General features: G+C 68.6%; 12 protein-coding genes. 11 read left to right on the forward strand and 1 reads right to left on the reverse strand.

Annotated elements, in window-relative coordinates; genetic code table 11:
- Nucleotides 1-288: 288 nt before the first annotated feature.
- On the forward strand, nt 289-1,671 hold the full coding sequence (locus RPB_RS03145) for a serine protease (RefSeq protein WP_011439519.1): 1,383 nt from the start codon (nt 289-291) through the stop codon (nt 1,669-1,671).
- Nucleotides 1,672-1,895: 224 nt separating this feature from the next.
- Here the strand turns inward: RPB_RS03145 and mutM are convergent, their stop codons facing one another.
- Nucleotides 1,896-2,777 carry a bifunctional DNA-formamidopyrimidine glycosylase/DNA-(apurinic or apyrimidinic site) lyase gene (mutM, locus tag RPB_RS03150; RefSeq protein WP_011439520.1) on the reverse strand — a complete coding sequence of 294 codons (882 nt, stop codon included), beginning with the start codon at nt 2,775-2,777 and terminating at the stop codon, nt 1,896-1,898.
- A gap of 134 nt (nt 2,778-2,911) precedes the next feature.
- Between mutM and ubiE the strand changes: the two genes are divergently transcribed.
- The 10 genes from ubiE to addA all read left to right on the forward strand — a co-directional run bounded on the left by ubiE (nt 2,912) and on the right by addA (nt 19,502).
- Nucleotides 2,912-3,673, forward strand: a complete 762-nt coding sequence (gene ubiE / locus RPB_RS03155; protein WP_011439521.1) for a bifunctional demethylmenaquinone methyltransferase/2-methoxy-6-polyprenyl-1,4-benzoquinol methylase UbiE — start codon at nt 2,912-2,914, stop codon at nt 3,671-3,673.
- Entirely contained in the window at nt 3,670-5,244 is a 1,575-nt protein-coding gene (ubiB, locus tag RPB_RS03160; protein WP_011439522.1) for a 2-polyprenylphenol 6-hydroxylase, read from the forward strand. Before ubiE ends, ubiB begins: the two co-directional genes overlap by 4 nt.
- Before the next feature lie 101 nt (nt 5,245-5,345).
- Nucleotides 5,346-6,803 (forward strand): bifunctional phosphopantothenoylcysteine decarboxylase/phosphopantothenate--cysteine ligase CoaBC, encoded by a 1,458-nt coding sequence (coaBC, locus tag RPB_RS03165; RefSeq protein WP_011439523.1) that lies wholly within the window; start codon nt 5,346-5,348, stop codon nt 6,801-6,803.
- Nucleotides 6,800-7,258 carry a dUTP diphosphatase gene (dut, locus tag RPB_RS03170; RefSeq protein ID WP_011439524.1) on the forward strand — a complete coding sequence of 153 codons (459 nt, stop codon included), beginning with the start codon at nt 6,800-6,802 and terminating at the stop codon, nt 7,256-7,258. Before coaBC ends, dut begins: the two co-directional genes overlap by 4 nt.
- Nucleotides 7,259-7,438: 180 nt before the next feature.
- Nucleotides 7,439-9,952 (forward strand): sensor histidine kinase, encoded by a 2,514-nt coding sequence (locus RPB_RS03175; protein ID WP_011439525.1) that lies wholly within the window; start codon nt 7,439-7,441, stop codon nt 9,950-9,952.
- Entirely contained in the window at nt 9,949-11,466 is a 1,518-nt protein-coding gene (locus tag RPB_RS03180) for a bifunctional tRNA (adenosine(37)-N6)-threonylcarbamoyltransferase complex ATPase subunit type 1 TsaE/phosphotransferase (protein ID WP_011439526.1), read from the forward strand. The genes RPB_RS03175 and RPB_RS03180 overlap by 4 nt, the downstream gene beginning before the upstream one ends.
- Before the next feature lie 111 nt (nt 11,467-11,577).
- Entirely contained in the window at nt 11,578-11,892 is a 315-nt protein-coding gene (locus RPB_RS03185) for a PilZ domain-containing protein (RefSeq protein WP_011439527.1), read from the forward strand.
- Nucleotides 11,893-12,079: 187 nt separating this feature from the next.
- Nucleotides 12,080-12,802, forward strand: coding sequence for a nucleotidyltransferase family protein (locus RPB_RS03190; RefSeq protein WP_011439528.1), 723 nt, complete (start codon nt 12,080-12,082; stop codon nt 12,800-12,802).
- 71 nt (nt 12,803-12,873) lie between these two features.
- Complete coding sequence (addB, locus tag RPB_RS03195) at nt 12,874-16,020, forward strand: double-strand break repair protein AddB (RefSeq protein WP_011439529.1); 3,147 nt, start codon at nt 12,874-12,876, stop codon at nt 16,018-16,020.
- Nucleotides 16,017-19,502, forward strand: coding sequence for a double-strand break repair helicase AddA (gene addA, locus RPB_RS03200; protein ID WP_011439530.1), 3,486 nt, complete (start codon nt 16,017-16,019; stop codon nt 19,500-19,502). The genes addB and addA overlap by 4 nt, the downstream gene beginning before the upstream one ends.
- The last annotated feature ends 65 nt before the right edge of the window (nt 19,503-19,567 follow it).

Raw genomic sequence — 19,567 nt, forward strand, 5'->3', positions numbered from 1 at the left:
TGGTGTCCTTCAACGTCTGTCGTCGTCTTCGTTTCCGCGCCCACCTCGTCATCCTGAGGAGCCGCGGCGAAGCCCGACAGGGCGAAGCCGGGGCGTCTCGAAGGATGGGCCACGTGCTCCGTCGCCGCATCCTTCGAGGCGCGCCGAAGATCGGCGCGCGCCTCAGGATGACGACTCATGGCAGGAGGCCGGCCCCGAACATCGAACCCGGCGGCGATTGTTTCCGACCAAGCATCTATGGTTATCTGCGCCGGACTCAACCGACGCGCGACACAAGGCGGAATTGTCATGAGAACGATGCTGGCCGCAACCTTGATGATCGCGAGCGCCACCGGCCTCGCCGCGGCGCAGACCGCGCCGCCGTCCGGTGCCGTGCCCGCCGTCAAGCCGAAGCCGGTGGCGACCACGCCGGTTCGCCCGGCGCTGCAGACCCCGGCCGAGACCGCGCAGGCGATGACGCCCGCCGAGCGCCAGGCGATCCAGTCGGATCTCGCCTGGACCGGCGACTACAACGGCGTCATCAATGGCGAGCCGTCCGAGCGCATGGTCACGGCCATCAAGGCGTTCCAGAAGAATCACGGCGGCAAGCAGACCGGCGTGCTCAATCCGCAGGAGCGCGCCCAGCTCACCGAGGCCGCGCGAAAACTGCAGGGCAATGTCGGCTGGAAGCTGATCAGCGATATGGTCACCGGCGCGCGGCTCGGGATTCCGGCCAAGCTGGTGCCGCAGCAGACCTCCGACGCCAATGGCAGCAAATGGGCGTCGTCGACCGGCACCATCCAGATCGTGCTGGCGCGGCGCAAGGAGGCCGGAATCACCATCGCGAAACTCGCCGATCAGGAGAAGAAGGAGCCGGGCCGCAAGGTCGGCTACAGCGCGATCAAACCGGATTTCTTCGTGCTGTCGGGCACCCAGGGTCTGAAGAAGTTCTACATGCGCGGCGCCTTCAAGGATTCCGAGGTCCGCATTCTCACCATCCTGTACGATCAGGCCACCGAGGGCACGATGGAGCCGGTGGTGGTCGCGATGTCGAGCGCGTTCAATCCGTTCCCCTCGGGCGCCCTGGCCGGTCCGCCGCCACGCAAAAAGGTCGAGTACTCGACCGGCACCATCGTCAGCGACGACGGCGCCATCCTGGCCGATCGCGACGCGGTCGAGGCCTGCCAGTCGATCGTGATCGCAGGACAAATCGCAGCACACGGCAATGCCGACCTCGCCGCCACCGACAAGGCGCATGATCTGGCGCTGCTGCGGATCTATGGCGCGCGCGGCCTGAAGCCGCTGGCGCTCGGCAGCGGCGCGGCGAAAGCGTCGGTCGATGTCGTCGGCATCGCTGATCCGCAGAATCAGGGCGGTGGTTCGGCGGTCAGCGTCAGCAAGGCCGGCGTCACACCGGTCGGCAGCAATGGCGGTCTCGCGCTGGCACCCGCGCCCGGCCTCGGCTTCTCCGGCGCCCCGGCGCGTGACGCCGACGGCCGTTTCGCCGGCCTCGCGCTGCTGCGCCCGTCGGTCGTCGCCGGCGCAACCAACGGCGCCGTCGCGCCGCAAGCGGCGCTGGTGGATGCCGAGACGGTGCGTAAGTTTCTCGTGAGCAACGCCATCAAGCCCGCCACCGACGCGCCCGCCGACGCCAAGGCCAGCGTCGTGCGCGTGATCTGCGTGCGGAAGTAACAACTATCACCGGCGCCGTGCCCGCGTCGCCCTCACCCCACCCCTCTCCCGCAAGCGGGAGAGAGAGTCCGGCCGCATCGCGGGGCGACTTATGAGAATGATCTCGATCGCTATTGGTGTTTGATGCAGGGCCTTACCCCGCGCACGGCGAGCCCCCTCTCCCGCTTGCGGGAGAGGGTTGGGGTGAGGGCGAGCCGAGCACGGCGCCGGCGCCTTCGCCGCACCTACGTCTGGCAACCCGAACACCAGAACGTCGACCGCCCGTTCTGCACCAGCCGCTTCACCGTCCCATTGCATCCCGGCGTGCGGCAGCGCTCGCCTTCGCGGTCGTACACCGCGAAGGAATGCTGGAAGTAACCGAGTTCGCCGGAGGTCTGGCGGTGGTCGCGCAGTGACGAGCCGCCGGCCTTGATGGCGTCGCCGAGCACGGCGCGGATTGCATCCACCAGCCGCACGGCGCGATCGGTCGGCGCGCCTTTGCGGTCGGCCAGCGTCGACGCCTTCCTCTTCGGCGACAGATGCGCGCGCCACAGCGCCTCGCAGACATAAATGTTGCCGAGCCCGGCGACGACGCGCTGGTCGAGCAGCGCCGCCTTCAGGCTGGTCTGCTTGCCGGCGCAGGCCCGCGCCAGCATCGCGGCGTCGAAGGCGTTGCCCAATGGCTCGGGCCCGAGCCCCTTGAGATGCGGCTCGTCGTCGATCGCGGCGCGCGCAAAGATCTTCATGAAGCCGAATCGCCGCGGGTCGTTGAAGATCACCCGCGCGCCGCTCGACATCTCGAACACGACGTGATCGTGGGTGCGGTCCTCGCTGCGCGGATGGTGAAACTCGCCCGGCGTCGCGTCGCCGGCGCCGTTCACCACCCGGAACGAGCCCGACATGCCGAGATGCATCAGCAGCACGTCGCCGCTCGACAGATCGGCCAACAGATATTTGGCGCGGCGCCCCAGCCCGGTGATGGTCTGCCCGGTCAGCCGCGCGGCGAAGTCGGGTTGAAACGGAAACCGCAGATCGCAGCGGTTCGCCATCGCGCGGTCGATCCGGAATCCCTCCATGGCCGGCTGCAGCCCGAGGCGGACGGTTTCGACTTCGGGCAGTTCAGGCATGCTGGGGTCCCATAAGGCATTCAGGTGATAGCGCCTGCCGCCCCGGCGCGCTATATGGTCCGCCGCGGAGCGGCATTTCGTGTTCCGGGCGGCATCGCGCCCTGGAGAACCGTCCGTATGCAGGAGTTGAAGGCATGACCGAGCCGGGCCAGACCACGCATTTCGGCTATCGCGACGTTCCGCTGCAGGACAAGCAGACGCTGGTCAACGACGTGTTCCACAGCGTCGCCAGCCGCTACGACCTGATGAACGACCTGATGTCGGGCGGCATGCATCGGTTGTGGAAGGACGTGATGATCACGACCTTGAACCCGCCGCGCGACGACCAGCCGTTCCGCCTGCTCGACGTCGCCGGCGGCACCGGCGACATCTCGTTTCGCGCGGCGAAGGCGTCCGGCGCGGGCTTCCAGGCCACCGTCTGCGACATCAACACCGACATGCTCGAGGTCGGCCGCCAGCGCGCCGTCGAGCGCCATCTCGACGGCCAGGTCGAATTCGTCGAGGGCAATGCCGAGGCGCTGCAGTTCCCCGACAAGAGCTACGACGCCTATACGATCGCCTTCGGCATCCGCAACGTGCCGCGGATCGATCTGGCGCTGAAGGAAGCCCATCGGGTGCTGAAGCCCGGCAGCCGCTTCCTGTGCCTCGAATTCTCCAGCGTCGACGTGCCGGGCCTCGCCAAGATCTACGACCTGTTCTCGTTCAAGGTGATCCCGCAGATTGGCCGCGTCGTCACCGGCGACGCCGAGAGCTATCAATATCTGGTCGAATCGATCCGCAAATTTCCCAAGCCCGCCGATTTCGGCGAGATGATGCGCGAGGCCGGCTTCGCGCGCGTCAACTGGCAGGTGTTGTCCGGCGGCATCGTCGCGCTGCATTCGGGCTGGCGTTTGTGATCGCAGCACTCACTCATGTGGCGCGGCTCGCCCGCGCCGCCTTCGTGTTCGCGCGCGAGGGCGTGTTCGGCGTGGTCGATCCGTCGCTGATTCCGCCGGCCGGCCAATTGCCGGTGCGCCTCGCGCGGCTGATCGAGCGGCCCGGCGCCAAATCCGGCGCGCGGCTGTCGCGCGCGCTGACCCGGCTCGGCCCGGCCTATCTCAAGCTCGGCCAGTTCCTGGCGACGCGCCCCGACGTGGTCGGCGTGGCGATGGCGCGCGATCTCGAAGCGCTGCAGGACCGGCTGCCGCCGTTCGCGCAGGACGAGGCCGAGGCGGTGATCGCGGCGTCGCTGGAGCGGCCGATCGCGCAGGCCTTCGTCAGCCTGTCGCCGCCGGTCGCCGCCGCCTCGATCGCGCAGGTGCATCGCGGCGTCGTCGAGGTCGGCGGCGTGCACAAGCAGGTCGCGGTGAAGGTGCTGCGGCCCAACGTGTCGGCGCGGTTCAGGCGCGACCTGTCGGATTTCTTCTTCGTCGCCGAGAAGGCCGAGATGTACTCGTCCGAGGCGCGGCGGCTGCGACTGGTCGAAGTCATCAACACGATGTCGCGCTCGGTCGCGATGGAGATGGATCTGCGGCTGGAAGCCGCCGCCGCCTCCGAGATGGCGGAGAACACCAAGGACGATCCGGACTTCCGCGTCCCCACCGTCGACTGGGACCGCACCACGCACAACGTGCTGACGATGGAGTGGATCGACGGCATCCCGCTGAACGATCACAAGCGCCTCGCCGAAGCCAATGTCGACACCGTCGAGCTCGGCCGCAAGGTGATCCAGAGCTTCCTGCGCCACGCGCTGCGCGACGGCTTCTTCCACGCCGACATGCATCCCGGCAATCTGTTCCTCGACACCGAGGGGCGATTAGTTGCGGTCGATTTCGGCATCATGGGGCGGCTGCTGCCGAAGGAGCGGCGCTTCCTCGCGGAGATTTTGCTCGGCTTCATCACCCGCAACTATCGCCGCGTCGCCGAAGTGCATTTCGAGGCCGGCTACGTGCCGCCGCATCATTCGGTCGAGAATTTCGCGCAAGCCATCCGCGCCATCGGCGAGCCGATCCACAATCGCCTCGCCGAAGAAATCTCGATGGCGAAGCTCTTGACGCTGCTGCTCGAGGTCACCGGCCTGTTCGACATGCGGACCCGGCCGGAGTTGATACTTCTGCAGAAGACCATGGTGGTGGTCGAAGGCGTCGCGCGCAGCTTCGATCCGAAGCTCGACATCTGGAAGGTCGCCGACCCGGTGGTACGCGAATGGATTCAGCGCAACCTCGGCCCGATCGGCAAGGTCGAGGGCGTGCTCAGCGGCGCCGGCGAACTCGGCCACACGCTGAGCGGACTGCCGACCATCGTGTCGCGCGCCGTCACCGTGCTGAACCAGCTCGAAGGCATGACCAAGGACGGCCTCGTCCTCGCGCCCGAGACCATCGCGGCGATCGGCCGCAACGAGCGGGGCCGCACCCGCGGGCGCACCATCGCGCTGTGGGTGATCGCCGCGACCTTCATCGGGGTGCTGATCGCGCTGTCACGGTTCTGACGGCATTGCAGGCATTTGATGACTGCAGTGAATGCGCTCTGCGATGACCGCATCGCGGTCGTATATTGCTTGCGTTGCCTGCATCCGCTAGTCTGCCGGCCATGGCCAACCTGACGATCCGCAAACTCGACGACGCCCTCAAGGCCGAGCTGCGCCAGCGCGCGGCCGGCAACGGCCGCTCGATGGAAGATGAGGTTCGCGTCATCCTGCGCGACGCGGTCCACCAGCGCCACGGGTTTGCCACCAGTTTGCCGCAAGCCGGCGGCGCCGCCGCCGAGCCCGGTCCGGGTGACGTAAGTCCCGAAAATCAAACGGCTTTTGTCTCCGACCGCCCTTCGACCGCCCGCATCACGCTGATCGTCGGCGGCGGCATCGCCGCCTACAAGGCGATGGATTTGATTCGTCGCCTGAAAGAGCGCGGCGCCGAGGTTCGCGTCGTGCTCACCAAGGCCGCACAGCACTTCGTCACGCCGCTCACCGCGAGCGCGCTGTCGCATCAGCGCTGCTACACCGATCTGTTCGACCCGCAGAGCGAGTTCGATGCCGGCCATATCAGGCTGGCGCGCGATTGCGATCTGATCGTGGTTGCGCCCGCCACCGCGGACCTGATGGCCAAGATCGCGAATGGCCACGCAGACGATCTGGCCACCGCGATCCTGCTGGCGACTAATCGCCAGGTCCTGCTCGCGCCTGCGATGAATCCGCTGATGTGGGCCAACGCCGCGACCCGCCGCAATGTCGATCAGTTGAAGCGCGACGGCATCGTCCTGGTCGGCCCCAATGCCGGCGAGATGGCCGAGCGCAATGAAGCCGGCACCGGCCGGATGGCCGAGCCGGTTGAAATCGCTGCTGCCGCACAGGCACTTCTGGCGCCGCCGTCACCGCGTCCGCTGCTCGGCCGGCGCGTGCTGATCACCGCGGGGCCGACCCACGAGCCGATCGATCCGGTGCGCTACATCGCCAACCGCTCCTCCGGCAAGCAGGGCTACGCCATCGCCGCCGCGGCGGCCGCGGCCGGCGCCGAGGTGGTGCTGATCTCCGGCCCGGTCGATCTACGCGCCCCCGACGGCGTGACGCTGACGCGTGTGGAGTCCGCGCGCGACATGCTGGATGCGGTGGAAGCCGCGCTGCCCGCCGACATCGCGATCTTCGCCGCCGCCGTCGCCGACTGGCGCGTCGCCAGCGAAGGCGGTCAGAAGATCAAGAAGGGCGAAGGCGGCCCGCCGCCGCTGCAACTCACCGAGAACCCCGACATCCTGGCGACGGTCGCGAAGCTCGGCGACGACCGCCCGCCGCTGGTGATCGGCTTCGCCGCCGAGACCGAGAATCTGCTCGCCAATGCCAGGTCGAAACTCGCCCGCAAGGGCTGCGACTGGATCGTCGCCAACGACGTCTCGGCCGCCGGCGGGGTCATGGGCGGCGACCGCAACACCGTGCATCTGCTGACGAAATCGGCCGACACCGTCGATGTGGAGTCGTGGCCTTTGATGACCAAGGACGACGTCGCAACCGCGCTGGTCGCGCGAATCGCGCGAGAACTGGAAGTACACCAATCATGAGCCCCGCCATCGCCGTCGAGATCAAGCGCCTGCCCCACGCCGAAGGCCTGCCGCTGCCCGCGTATCAGTCCGCGCACGCCGCCGGTCTCGATCTGTGCGCGGCGAACTCCGCGGACGCGCCGCTGTCGCTGGCCCCGGGCTGCCACATGCTGGTTCCAACGGGTCTCTGCATCGCGCTGCCGCCGAACTACGAGGCGCAGGTACGGCCGCGTTCGGGCCTCGCCGCCAAGCACGGCGTCACCGTGCTCAACGCGCCCGGCACCATCGACGCCGACTATCGCGGCGAGATCGGCGTGCTGCTGATCAATCACGGCAAGGAGCCCTTCACCATCCGCCGCGGCGAGCGCATCGCGCAGATGATCATCGCCCCCGTGGTCCGCGCCGAACTGATCAGCGTCGAGACGCTGTCGGAAACCGCGCGTGGTGTAGGAGGCTTCGGCTCGACCGGCCGCTAGATTTTGTGTCAAGCACGCGCGGATTCGTCAGCTGAAAATATACTTTCCTCATTTCGACCCGCGCGCCGGCGCCGTTCACGGTCTGGACTCTTACCCGCGGAGTCGCGAACAGGATAATGTCCAGCGATTCGGCGACGACGCTGGCGATCCGCGATCGCGCCGGATGGTTTGGGGCAATCCATGTCGGACGTATTGGGGTCGATGCGTCGGACCTGCTTGTCGTGCACGTCGCTGGTGCGCGGCCTCGCGGGCGCTGGCCTGGTCACGGCATCGTCGCCGGCTTTCGCGGCTGACGATCCGCTCGCCGCGCTGACCTCCTGGATCATCGTCGATCTCAACCGCCACGAGCTGGTGACGCTGGCGATGGCGGTGTCGGTGCTCGGCTTCTCGGTGATGTCGGCGATCCTGCTGATGCGCACGCGGCAGCGCGCCGCCGCGCAGGAGGCGCGGTTGCGCGCCGAGGTGCAGACGCTGCAGGCCGAGTCCGATCGCTTCCGCGCCTTGCTGTTCGCCGAGCCGCAAGTGCTGATCTCGTGGTCCGCCGGCGACGACCGTCCGCAGATCAGCGGCGACATCGCGCTGCTGCTGCCGAACGACGCCCATGGCGGACAGCCGCAACGCGTGCTCGCGTTCGGAACCTGGCTGCCGCCCGAGCCGGCGCTGCAGATCGATCACGCCGTCGACGCGCTGCTCGACAAGGGCGAAGCCTTCCTGCTGCATCTGACGACGTCGACCGGACGCGCGATCGAAGCGATGGGCCGCGCCGTCGGCGGCCAGGCGATCCTGCGGATTCGCGAACTCTCGGGCGTCCGTCGCGAACTCGCCGACATGTCGCGCCGCTTCAAGATGCTGCAGGATGAAACCGACATGCTGCGCGGCTTCGCCGATGCCGCACCCTGGCCGATCTGGACCCGGCGCGCCTCGGGCGAACTCAACTTCGCCAATGCCGCCTATGCGCGGGCGGCCGATGCGAGCAGCCCGGCGGATGCGGTCGGCCGCAATCTCGAACTGCTCGACAGCACCGATCGCGGCAATCTCGCGCGGGCGCTCGCCGAGGATTCCGAATTCGCCGCGCGGCTGCCGATCGTGGTCGCCGGCGAGCGTCGTTACTTCGACGTCCGCGCGTTGCGGCTGAAGGGCGGCAGCGCCGGCATGGCGGTGGATTCCAGCGAGGCGGCGGCGCTCGGCGCGGCGCTGGTGCGGATGGCGGAGGCGCATCGCCGCACGCTCGATCAATTGTCGTCCGGCGTCGCGGTGTTCGACGCGCAGCGAAGGCTCGCCTTCTACAACGATTCCTATCGCAAGCTGTGGGACCTCGACCGCACCTTCCTCGACAGCCATCCGGACGATTCGAGCGTGCTCGACCGGCTCCGCGCCGCGCGCAAGCTGCCGGAGGAACGCGACTTCCGGGAGTGGAAGAACAGGCTGCACGAGGCCTATCGGGCGGTCGAGGCCGACAAGGCGATCTGGTATCTGCCCGACGGCCGGGCCATCAGCATCGTCACCACGCCCAATCAGGAAGGCGGCGTCACCTATCTGTTCGACGACGTCACCGAAAGCCTCGATCTGCAGCGCCGCTACGGCGGGCTGATCGACGTCCAGCGCGAGACCCTCGACAATCTCAGCGAAGCGGTCGCGGTGTTCGGCAGCAACGGCTGCGCGCAACTGTTCAACCCGGCGTTCACGCGGATGTGGAACCTGTCGCCGGAAGCGCTCAACGACCGGCCGCACATCGAAACCGTCGAGGCCTGGTGCCGGCCGCTCTACGACGACGACGCGAGCTGGCAGGCGCTGCGCGGCGCCATCACCGGGATCGACGACCGCAAACAGGTGGCGCTGAAGCTCGAGCGAAAGGACGGCACCGTGCTGTCCTGCAAGACCATGCCGCTGCCCGACGGCGCCACGATGCTGACGTTCCAGGACATCAGTGACACCGAGAATGTCGAGCGCGCCTTGCGCGAGCGTAACGAGGCGCTGGAGACCGCCGATCGCATCAAGATCGACTTCGTCCACCACGTCTCCTACGAGCTGCGCTCGCCGCTGACCACGATCATCGGCTTCGCGCATCTGCTCGGCGACCCGAGCACCGGCCCGCTCAACGACAAGCAGTCGGAATACATCGCCTACATCACCTCGTCGACCAACGCGCTGCTGGCGATCATCAACAACATCCTCGATCTCGCCAGCATCGACGCCGGCGCGATGACGCTCAATCTCGGGCCGATCGAGATCCGCCGCACCATCGCGGCGGCGGCGGAGGGCATTCAGGACCGCCTCGCGCGCGACCAGATCACGCTCGACATCGACACCGATCCGGCGATCGGCGAGTTCGTCGGCGACGAGCGCCGGGTCGTGCAGGTGCTGTACAATCTGCTCGCCAACGCCATCGGCTTCTCGCCCAACGAGGCGACCGTGAAGCTGGTCGTCCGCAAGAAGGGGACGAACGTGGTGTTCACCGTGACCGATGCGGGTCCGGGCATCGCGCCGGCGCTGAAGGACAAGGTGTTCGATCTGTTCGAGAGCGATTCCCAAGGCTCGCGGCATCGCGGCCCGGGGCTCGGCCTGGCGCTGGTGCGCTCCTTCGTCGAGCTGCACGGCGGCAAGGTCGAGGTCGATTCGGTGGTCGGGCACGGCACCTCGGTGATCTGCGAATTCCCGATCGAGCCGGGCGCGCAGCGCAACGCCGCCGAATGAGCGACCCCGCGACATTCTCGGTCGCGCTCGCCAACGAGGCGGCGACGGCGCGGCTGATGGCGGACATCGCGCTGCTGATCGGCCCGGGCGATGTCGTCACGCTGTCGGGCGATCTCGGCGCCGGCAAGACCGCCGCGGCGCGGGCGATGATCCGCTATCTGGCCGGCGACGATGAGCTCGAAGTGCCGAGCCCGACCTTCACGCTGGTGCAGAGCTACGACCTGCCGCCGTTCCCGCTCCTGCACGCCGATCTGTATCGCGTCGAGGATCCGTCCGAACTCGAGGAGATCGGTCTGTCGCCGCTGCCGGACGGCACGGTGGCGCTGATCGAATGGCCGGAGCGCGCGCCCGGCGCGATGCCGCCCGACCGCATCGACATCGCGCTCAGTCATCGCCCGGCACTCGGCTCGATGGCGCGCGCCGCCGAGATCACCGGCCACGGCAAGGCGGCCGCGCAGGTCGAGCGGCTGGCGGCGCTGCGCAGTTTCATCGAGACGTCGGGCCATGCTGACGCCGATCGCCGCCACATGCCGGGCGACGCCTCGACGCGGTCCTATGCGCGGCTGGTCAAAGACGGCGCCTCGCTGATCCTGATGAACGCGCCGCGGCGGCCCGACGGGCCCGCTTTGTACGCCGGCAAGAGCTACAGCGCAGCCGTGCACCTCGCGGAAGACATCCGGCCGTTCGTCGCGATCGCGAACGGCCTGCGCGCGCAAGGCGTCTCGGCGCCGCAGATCCATCACGCCGATCTCGATTCCGGATTCCTGATCACCGAGGATTTCGGCACCGCGGGCTTCGTCGAAGGCTCGCCGCCCGTGCCGATCGTCGAGCGCTATCAGGCCGCGGCCGACATGCTGGCGGCGCTGCACGGCCAGTCGCTGCCCGATACGCTGCCGCTGCCGCACGGCGACTACGCGATCCCGGTGTTCGACACCGACGCGATGCTGATCGAGGTGTCGCTGATGCCGGAATGGTACCTGCCGGACCGCGGCGCCCCGCCCTCCGCCGCGCAGCGCGGCGAATTCGTCGCGATGTGGCGGCGCTTGCTCGACGGCATCGCCGGCGAGACGCGAACCTGGGTGCTGCGCGACTATCACTCGCCGAATCTGATCTGGCTCGACGCGCGCAGCGACATCGCCCGCGTCGGCGTGATCGACTTCCAGGACACCGTGCTCGGGCCCGCCGCCTACGACGTGGTGTCGCTGCTGCAGGACGCCCGCGTCGATGTGCCCGAAGCGCTCGAACTGGCGCTGCTCGGCCGCTACATCAAGGCCCGGCTCGCCGCCGAACCGGGCTTCGATCCGGCTGCTTTCGCGCGGCTCTATGCGGTGATGTCGGCGCAGCGCAACACAAGGCTGCTCGGCACCTTCGCGCGGCTCAACCGGCGCGACGGCAAGCCGCAATATCTGCGCCACCAGCCGCGGATCTGGACCTATCTGGCCCGCTCCCTGGCGCATCCGTCGCTGGCCGAGTTCCGCGCCTGGTATCAGGCCAATGTGCCGGCGCCGTTCTGATTTGAAAGGTCGAATTTACGTCTTGTTAGTCGGGCTTTCGCTAGGGTCGGCCTCCGTAGTCTTCCCAGGAACGGCATGCCGTTGCCGCTGTTTCGGGGCGAGGGATGAGAGATGGCTGGCGAACGTAACAAGGACGGCCGCGTCGTGTTCGAGCGCGGCATCCGGGCGCAGATGATGGCGATCGACGGCACCTGGCGCCGTCCGTGCATGCTCGAGGACGTCTCCGAGACCGGCGCCAAGCTGACCATCGAGGGCTCGGTCGAAGGGCTGAACCTCAAGGAATTCTTCCTGCTGTTGTCGTCGACCGGCCTGGCCTATCGCCGTTGCGAGCTGAGCTGGGTCAATGGCGATCAGATCGGCGTCAGTTTCCTCCGCCACGACAAGAAAAAGAAACAGGCCGCCCGCAGCCCGGCCACGGTCGCCTGACCGGCGTCTTCTGCCCGACATGACTGCGCCGGTTCGCCGCGCGCGGCTGCCCCTTCGGCGGATGTCGCATCGGCGTCATGGTTCGTGAATACCCAAAGATCGCCAAGATGAGCGCCGATAGACCGGCTGGTGCTGCGTGATACAATCGATTCGCACCGAGCCGGTCGGGTCCCAACAACGAGCGACGATGTCCGTTCAACCTTCAAAAGCGATGGTTCTCGCCGCTGGTTTGGGCCTGCGGATGCGCCCGCTCACCGACCACATGCCGAAGCCGCTGGTGTCGGTCGCCGGCAAGCCGCTGCTCGATCACGTGCTCGACCGGCTCGCCGATGCCGGCGTCGCCGAGGCCGTGGTCAACGTGCATTATCTCCCCGACCAGATCATCGATCACACCGCCGCGCGGAAAAGCCCGCGCGTGATCATTTCGGACGAGCGCGACGTCGTGCTCGGCACCGGTGGCGCGGTGGTGAAGGCGCTGCCGCTGCTCGGCGAGGCGCCGTTCTATCATCTCAACGCCGATACGCTGTGGATCGACGGCGTCCGGCCGAATCTGGCGCGGCTGGCCGATGCGTTCGATCCGGCGCGGATGGATATTCTGCTGCTGATGGCGCCGACCGCCGGCAGCATCGGCTATGCCGGCAAGGGCGACTTCGCCATGGCGGCCGACGGCACCTTGAGCAAGCGCAAGGAGAACGAGGTGACGCCGTTCGTCTATGCGGGCGTCGCCATCATGCAGCCCGCGATCTTCCAGGACGCGCCGCAAGGCGAGTTCTCGCTGACGACGCTGTTCGACCGCGCCGCCGCGCAGCAGCGGCTGTTCGGGCTGCGGCTCGACGGCGTCTGGATGCATGTCGGAACTCCGGACGCGGTCGCCGCGGCCGAGCGCGCCTATCTGGCCAGCGTCGCGTGACGCGCCGCCCGGCACCTCCCGTGCCGGTCCGCCGCATGCCATGATCGCCTGATCGCCGAATCAGGATTGTCATGCGCGTTTTCAGTGTCCCGCCCTCCGCGCCGTTTCTGCGCACGACGATCGAAGCGCTGGTCGATGGTCGACTGATCGAGGGCTTCGACGCGCGGGCCAAGCCCGAGCGCCTCGCCGAGGCGACGCTGTATCTGCCCACGCGTCGCGCCGGCCGCCTCGCGCGCGACATCTTTCTCGACGTGCTCGGCACCGACGCGGTGCTGCTGCCGCGAATCGTTCCGCTCGGCGATGTCGACGAAGACGAACTGGCGTTCGCGCAGGCCGCGACCGGCGCGGCCGATCTCGACATTCCGCCGGCGCTCGACGGACTGCCGCGGCGCCTGCTGCTGGCGCAACTGATCGCCGCCTGGGCCAAGGGCCTGCGGCCCGGCGATCCGCAGCAATCGCCGCTGGTGGTCGGCGGCCCGGCCTCGACATTGGCGCTGGCGGACGACCTGGCGCGGCTGATCGACGACATGGCGACGCGCGGCGTCGACTGGGCCGCGCTCGACATGCTGGTGCCGGATGCGTTCGACCGTTACTGGCGGCTGACGCTGGATTTTCTCAAGATCGCCGGGCAGTGGTGGCCGCTGCATCTGCGCGAGACCGACCGCATCGAACCGGCGGCGCGGCGCGATCTGTTGATCGAGGCCGAAGCGGCGCGGCTCGCGGCGCATCGCGGCGGCCCGGTGATCGCGGCGGGCTCGACCGGCTCGATGCCGGCGACCGCGCGCCTCCTGCACGCCATCGCCCAATTGCCGCACGGCGCCGTGGTGCTGCCCGGCCTCGACACCGAACTCGACGAAGCCGCGTGGCAGATGATCGGCGCCGTGCACGACAAGCAGGGCAAGCTGATTTCGCCGCCGTCGCCGAACCATCCGCAATTCGCGATGCACGGCCTGCTGGCGCGGATGGGGTTGGAACGACGCGACGTCCTTCGCCTTGGCGAAGGCGAGCGTCACGGCCGCGAGGTGCTGGCCTCCGAGATGATGCGGCCGTCATCGGCGACGGCCGCGTGGCACGACCGGCTCGCCGATCCTGCTATCGACCAACTGATTGGCGACGGCACCCATGGCCTGACGCTGATCGAGGCGCCGAACTCCGAGATCGAGGCGCTGACGATTGCGGTCGTGTTGCGCGAGGCACGCGAGCGTGGCCAATCCGCCGCGCTGGTGACGCCGGACCGCGCGCTGGCGCGCCGCGTCGTCGCCGCGCTCGGCCGCTGGAAGCTGCCGGTCGACGATTCCGGCGGCGATTCGCTGATGGATACCCAGGCCGGCATCTTCGCCCGGCTCGCCGCCGAGACGGCGTTGCACGGCTGCGAGCCGGCGACATTGCTCGCTTTGTTGAAACATCCGCTGCTGCGGCTCGGCCGCGCCGCTTATGGCTGGCGGTCTGCGATCGAAACGCTCGAGCTGGCGCTGCTGCGCGGCACGCGGCCGGCGGCGGGTACCGAGGGACTGGCGAAGGAGTTCGCGCGCTATCGCGCCGAGCTGACCAAGTTGAATAGTGGCGAACTCAGTGCGCTGCATCGCGCCGAGCCGCGCGCCCGGCTCGGCGACGAGGCGCTCGACGAAGCTCACGCGCTGATCGTGGCGTTGCGTGCCGCGCTGGCGCCGCTGGAGAGCGTCGGCGTCGAGCCGATCGATCTGTGTGCCTTCGGGCAGCGTCATCGCGCCGTGTTGATCGCGCTATCGATAGATCACGACGACAATGCCGTCGCGTTTGAAGGGCCGCAAGGATCGGCGCTGCTGAAGGCGTTCGACGATCTGGCGGAAGTCGAGCCGCTCAGCGGCGTAATGGTGCCGCCGCATGACTATCCCGAATTGTTCGAGACCGCCTTCAGCGACCGGATCGTGCGCCGGCCCGAACTCGCCGGCGCGGCGCTGCGGATCTACGGCCCGCTCGAAGCGCGGCTGACGCAGCACGATCGCGTCGTCCTCGGCGGCCTCGTCGAAGGCGTCTGGCCGCCGGCGCCGCGGATCGATCCGTGGCTGTCGCGGCCGATGCGCCACGAGCTCGGGCTCGATCTGCCCGAGCGCCGGATCGGCCTGTCGGCGCACGACTTCGCGCAACTACTCGGCGCGAATGAAGTGATCCTCAGCCACGCCGCCAAGGTCGGCGGCGCGCCGGCGGTGGCGTCGCGGTTTCTGCACCGGCTCGAAGCGGTCGCCGGCAAGGCGCGCTGGAGCGACATCAAGGCGCGCGGAGCGACTTATCTGGACTACGCGCTGGCGCTGGATCGGCCCGACCAGGTGACGCCGATCGCCCAGCCGGCGCCGAAGCCGCCGCGCGAGGCCCGGCCGCTGAAGCTGTCGGTCACCGCGATCGAGGACTGGCTGCGCGATCCCTACACGATCTACGCCAAGTTCATTCTCGGCCTGTCGGCGCTCGACCCGGTCGACATGCCGTTGTCGGCGGCGAATCGCGGCTCGGCGATCCACGAGGCGCTCGGCGACTTCACCGAGCGTTTCCCCGATGCGCTGCCCGACGATCCGGCGGGCCTCCTTCGCGAGATCGGCGAAAAGCACTTTGCACCGCTGATGGATCATCCCGAGGCGCGCGCGCTGTGGTGGCCGCGCTTCGCCCGCATCGCCGCGTGGTTCGGCAATTGGGAGCAGGGGCGGCGCGCCGACGGACGCCGCGTGTTCGCCGAGCGCGACGGCAGCCTGTCCATCCCGCTCGACGGCGGCCGCAATTTCGTCCTGACCGCGCGTGCCGACCGGATCGAGCATCGGCCCGACGGCAGCTACGCGATCCTCGACTACAAGACCGGCAATCCGCCCAGCAGCAAGCAGGTGCGGCTGGGGCTGTCGCCGCAATTGACGCTGGAAGCCGCGATCCTGCGTGACGGCGGTTTCCAGGACATCGACGCCGGCGCGTCGGTCAGCGAGCTGATGTACGTCAAGCTCAGCGGCAACTCGCCGCCGGGTCGCGAACTACCCGTGAAGCTCGCGGTGGGCAACGAAACCCCGCAATCTCCCGACGACGCCGCGATCGAAGCCCGCGCCAAGCTCGCGGCGCTGGTCCGGCAATTCGACGACGAGGCCCAGCCCTATCACGCACTGGTGCTGTCGATGTGGACGCAGCGCTACGGCCGCTACGACGATCTGGCGCGGATCAAGGAATGGTCGGCCGCCGGCGGCGCCGGGGAGGAGCGGCGATGAGCGGCCCGCGCAGCATTCCCGATCAGGCGCGCGAGCGGCAGATCCTCGCCTCCGATCCGTCCGCCTCGGTGTTCGTCTCGGCCAATGCCGGCTCCGGCAAGACCCACGTCCTTGTCCAACGGGTGATCCGGCTGCTGCTCGACGGCGTGCCGCCGGAGCGCATCCTGTGTATCACCTTCACCAAGGCCGCCGCCGCCAACATGGCGGAGCGCGTCTTCACCACGCTCGGCCGCTGGGTGACGCTCGACGACGCCGCGCTGACGGCCGCGATCAAGGCGACTGGTATCAAGTCGGTCGGGCCGTCTCTTTTGGCGCAGGCGCGAAAACTGTTCGCCTGCGCGCTGGAGACGCCGGGCGGGCTCAAGGTGCAGACCATCCACGCGCTGTGCACCCGGCTGCTGCAGCAGTTTCCGTTCGAGGCCAATGTGCCGGCGCGGTTCAGCGTCCTGGACGATCGCGACCAGGCCGAATTGATGCAGCGCGCCAGCCTGGCGGTGTTGCTGCAGGCCGCCGCCGCGCCGGACAGCGCGGCGGGACGCGCGCTGGCGTTGGCGATGACCAGCGCGGCGGATATCACCTTCCGCGAGGTGGTGCAGGAAGCCTGCATGAGCCGCGATCGGTTTCTCGGCTGGATCGCCCAGGCCGGCGGCGTCGACGGCGCGATGGCGCAGCTCTCGGTCACCCTCGGCGTCGCGGCGGAGGATGATTGCGACGCCGTCGAGCGCGACATCGTCGACGGCCCGCATCTGCCGCGCGCGCGATGGACGGACGGCGCCACCATATTCGACGGCGGAAGTAAGACGGATCACGATCAGGCGCAGCGGCTGCGCGATGCGCTGGCGGCAAGCGACACCGCGCAGCTCGAGAAGTATCTCGAACTGTTCTTCACCAAGGAAGCCAAGCTGCGCAAAAGCTTCGCGACTAAGAAGATCGCCGACCCCATGCCCGGGTTCGCTGAGGATCTCAAGCGCGAGGGCGCGCGGCTCGAAGGCCTGCTGGAGCGTCGCCGCGCGCTGCTGATGCGCGAGCGGACGCGGGCGCTGCTGGTGATCGCCTTCGACGTCGCCGAGCGCATCCGCCGCGAAAAGCAGGAACGCGGGCTGCTCGATTACGACGATCTGATCGACAGGACGCTGCAGATGCTCGACAGCGGCGCGTCGAGCTGGGTGCATTTCAAGCTCGACCGCGGCGTCGATCACGTGCTGATCGACGAGGCGCAGGACACCAGCCCTAAGCAATGGGACATCGTCGCGCATCTGATCGCCGAATTCACCGCGGGGGAGGGCGCGCGCGAAGGAATCAAGCGCACGGTGTTCGCGGTCGGCGACGAGAAGCAGTCGATCTTCTCGTTTCAGGGCGCGGTGCCGAAGGAATTCGCCGAGCGCCGCGATCTGTTGCAGCGCCGTTTCCACGGCGCCGGGCTCGCCTTCGAGAAGGTCAGTTTCAACTACTCGTTCCGCTCCGGCGCCACCATCCTGCAATCGGTCGATCACGTGTTCCGCGATCCCGACATCTATCGCAGCATCCACGCCGATACGAGCTATCCGCTGCACGAGGCGCTGACCGACGCCGGCCCCAGCCTGATCGATCTGTGGCCGCTGGAAGTGCCGGACGACAAACAGGAGATCGAAGGCTGGCGCGCGCCGTTCGATGCGGTGTCGGAGACCAGCCCCGAGGTGCGGCTGGCCGACAAGGTGCGGGCCGAGATCGCGTCGCTGATCGCAAGCGGCACGATGACGGGGCCGCGCGACGACCGTCGCCGGCTGCGCTATGGCGACGTGCTGGTGCTGGTGCGCCGGCGCGGTTCGGCGTTCGATGCGGTGATCCAGGCCTTGAAGCGCGGCGGGATTCCGGTCGCCGGCGCCGACCGGCTGAAGCTGACCGAGCACATCGCCATCATCGACCTGATGAATCTCGCCGATGCACTGCTGCTGCCGCAGGACGATCTGGCGCTGGCGGTGGCGCTGAAGAGCCCGCTGTTCGGGTTCGACGACGACGATCTGTTCCGGCTGGCGTGGCGGCGCAAGGGCTCGCTGCGCGCCGCGCTGCGCGACAAGGCGGCCGGCGACGCGAAACTAACAGCCGTGTTGCATCGTCTCGATACCTGCGCGGAGCAGTCGCAGGCCGAGACGCCGTTCGGCTTCTACGCCTGGCTGCTCGGCGGCGACGGCGGCCGCGCCCGCATCCTGCGCCGGCTCGGGCCGGAGGCCAATGACGCGCTCGACGAGTTTCTCGAACTGGCGCTGAGTTTCGAGCGCAAGCAGCCGCCGTCGCTGCAGGGCTTCGTCGCCTGGCTGCGCGCCGCTGACACCGAGATCAAGCGCGACATGGAAATCTCGCGCGACGAAGTCCGCGTCATGACCGTGCACGGCGCCAAGGGGCTGGAAGCGCTGGTGGTGTTCCTGGTCGATACCACCTCGTCGCCGGCCGATAGCCAGCGGCTCAATCTGATCCGATTGCCTGGCGGCAATGCGCAGCCGGGCGCGCCGTCTGCGATGGTGTGGGCCGGCCGCAAGGCCGATGATCCGCGCGCGGTCGAGCAGGCCCGCGCCGCGATGATCAGCGACACCGAGGACGAGTATCGCCGGCTGCTCTATGTGGCGATGACGCGCGCGGCGGACCGGCTGATCGTCGGCGGCTGCATGCCCGGCAATCGCAACGATGTCCGCGCGCTGTCCTGGTACGATCTGATCAGCAAGGGGCTGGAGAATTCAGGTCTGGCGATGCGCGCGGTGCCGCCGCCGGACGGCGCGGTAAAGCGCTATTGCCGTCCCGAGGACGAGGTCGTCGAAACCGCCGCGCCGGACGAAACGCCGGCCGCCGCGCCGCTGATCCTGCCGAACTGGCTGCACCGATCGGCGCCGGCGCTGCGCGCGCCCGACAACCTGCTGCGCCCGTCCGATGCCCACGACGCCGATCACCGTCGGCTGCGCCGCGGCGAATCCGAGGCGCAGCGCCAGCGCGCGCTGCAGCGCGGCACGCTGGTGCACCGTCTGCTGCAGTCGCTGCCCGATCTGCCGGCGGATGCGCGCGCCTCCGCCGCGGCGCGTTATCTCGCCCGCAATGCGAAGGATTGGAACGACGAGGACCGCGACGCGCTCGCCGCGCGGGTGCTGCAAGTGATCACCGCGACGCGCTTTGCGGTGGTGTTTGCCCCGGGTAGCCGCGCCGAGGTGCCGATCGCCGGCCGGCTGCAGCGCCATGGCGAGCCGGTGCTGGTCTCGGGCCAGATCGACCGGCTGGTGGTGACCGACGCCGAGGTCCTGATCGTCGACTACAAGACCAACCAGGTGCCGCCGCGCAGCCTCGCCGAAACGCCGCCAGCCTATCTGCGCCAGCTCGCGCTGTATCGGGCGGTGCTCGCCAGGCTTTATCCCCAGCGTCCCGTCAGGGCCGCGCTGCTGTGGACAGAAGCGCCTGAAATCATGGAGATTTCAGCCTCTGCGCTGGACGCGGAGCAGGCCGCGTTGACGGTGGCGTGAGCGCGCTTGACCCCGCCCCGGCGCGTTCATACGTTGAATTCAGCTCCCCGGCGCGATTCCCGCTG

The sequence above is a fragment of the Rhodopseudomonas palustris HaA2 genome, assembly GCF_000013365.1.
In the GTDB taxonomy this organism is placed as follows: Bacteria; Pseudomonadota; Alphaproteobacteria; order Rhizobiales; family Xanthobacteraceae; genus Rhodopseudomonas; species Rhodopseudomonas palustris_J.

Coding starts and splice junctions, on each gene's coding strand:
- RPB_RS03145 (WP_011439519.1), top strand. CDS start 289: ATGAGAACGATGCTGGCCGCAACCTTGATGATCGCGAGCGCCACCGGC.
- mutM (WP_011439520.1), bottom strand. CDS start 2,777: ATGCCTGAACTGCCCGAAGTCGAAACCGTCCGCCTCGGGCTGCAGCCG.
- ubiE (WP_011439521.1), top strand. CDS start 2,912: ATGACCGAGCCGGGCCAGACCACGCATTTCGGCTATCGCGACGTTCCG.
- coaBC (WP_011439523.1), top strand. CDS start 5,346: ATGGCCAACCTGACGATCCGCAAACTCGACGACGCCCTCAAGGCCGAG.
- dut (WP_011439524.1), top strand. CDS start 6,800: ATGAGCCCCGCCATCGCCGTCGAGATCAAGCGCCTGCCCCACGCCGAA.
- RPB_RS03175 (WP_011439525.1), top strand. CDS start 7,439: ATGTCGGACGTATTGGGGTCGATGCGTCGGACCTGCTTGTCGTGCACG.
- RPB_RS03180 (WP_011439526.1), top strand. CDS start 9,949: ATGAGCGACCCCGCGACATTCTCGGTCGCGCTCGCCAACGAGGCGGCG.
- RPB_RS03185 (WP_011439527.1), top strand. CDS start 11,578: ATGGCTGGCGAACGTAACAAGGACGGCCGCGTCGTGTTCGAGCGCGGC.
- RPB_RS03190 (WP_011439528.1), top strand. CDS start 12,080: ATGTCCGTTCAACCTTCAAAAGCGATGGTTCTCGCCGCTGGTTTGGGC.
- addB (WP_011439529.1), top strand. CDS start 12,874: ATGCGCGTTTTCAGTGTCCCGCCCTCCGCGCCGTTTCTGCGCACGACG.
- addA (WP_011439530.1), top strand. CDS start 16,017: ATGAGCGGCCCGCGCAGCATTCCCGATCAGGCGCGCGAGCGGCAGATC.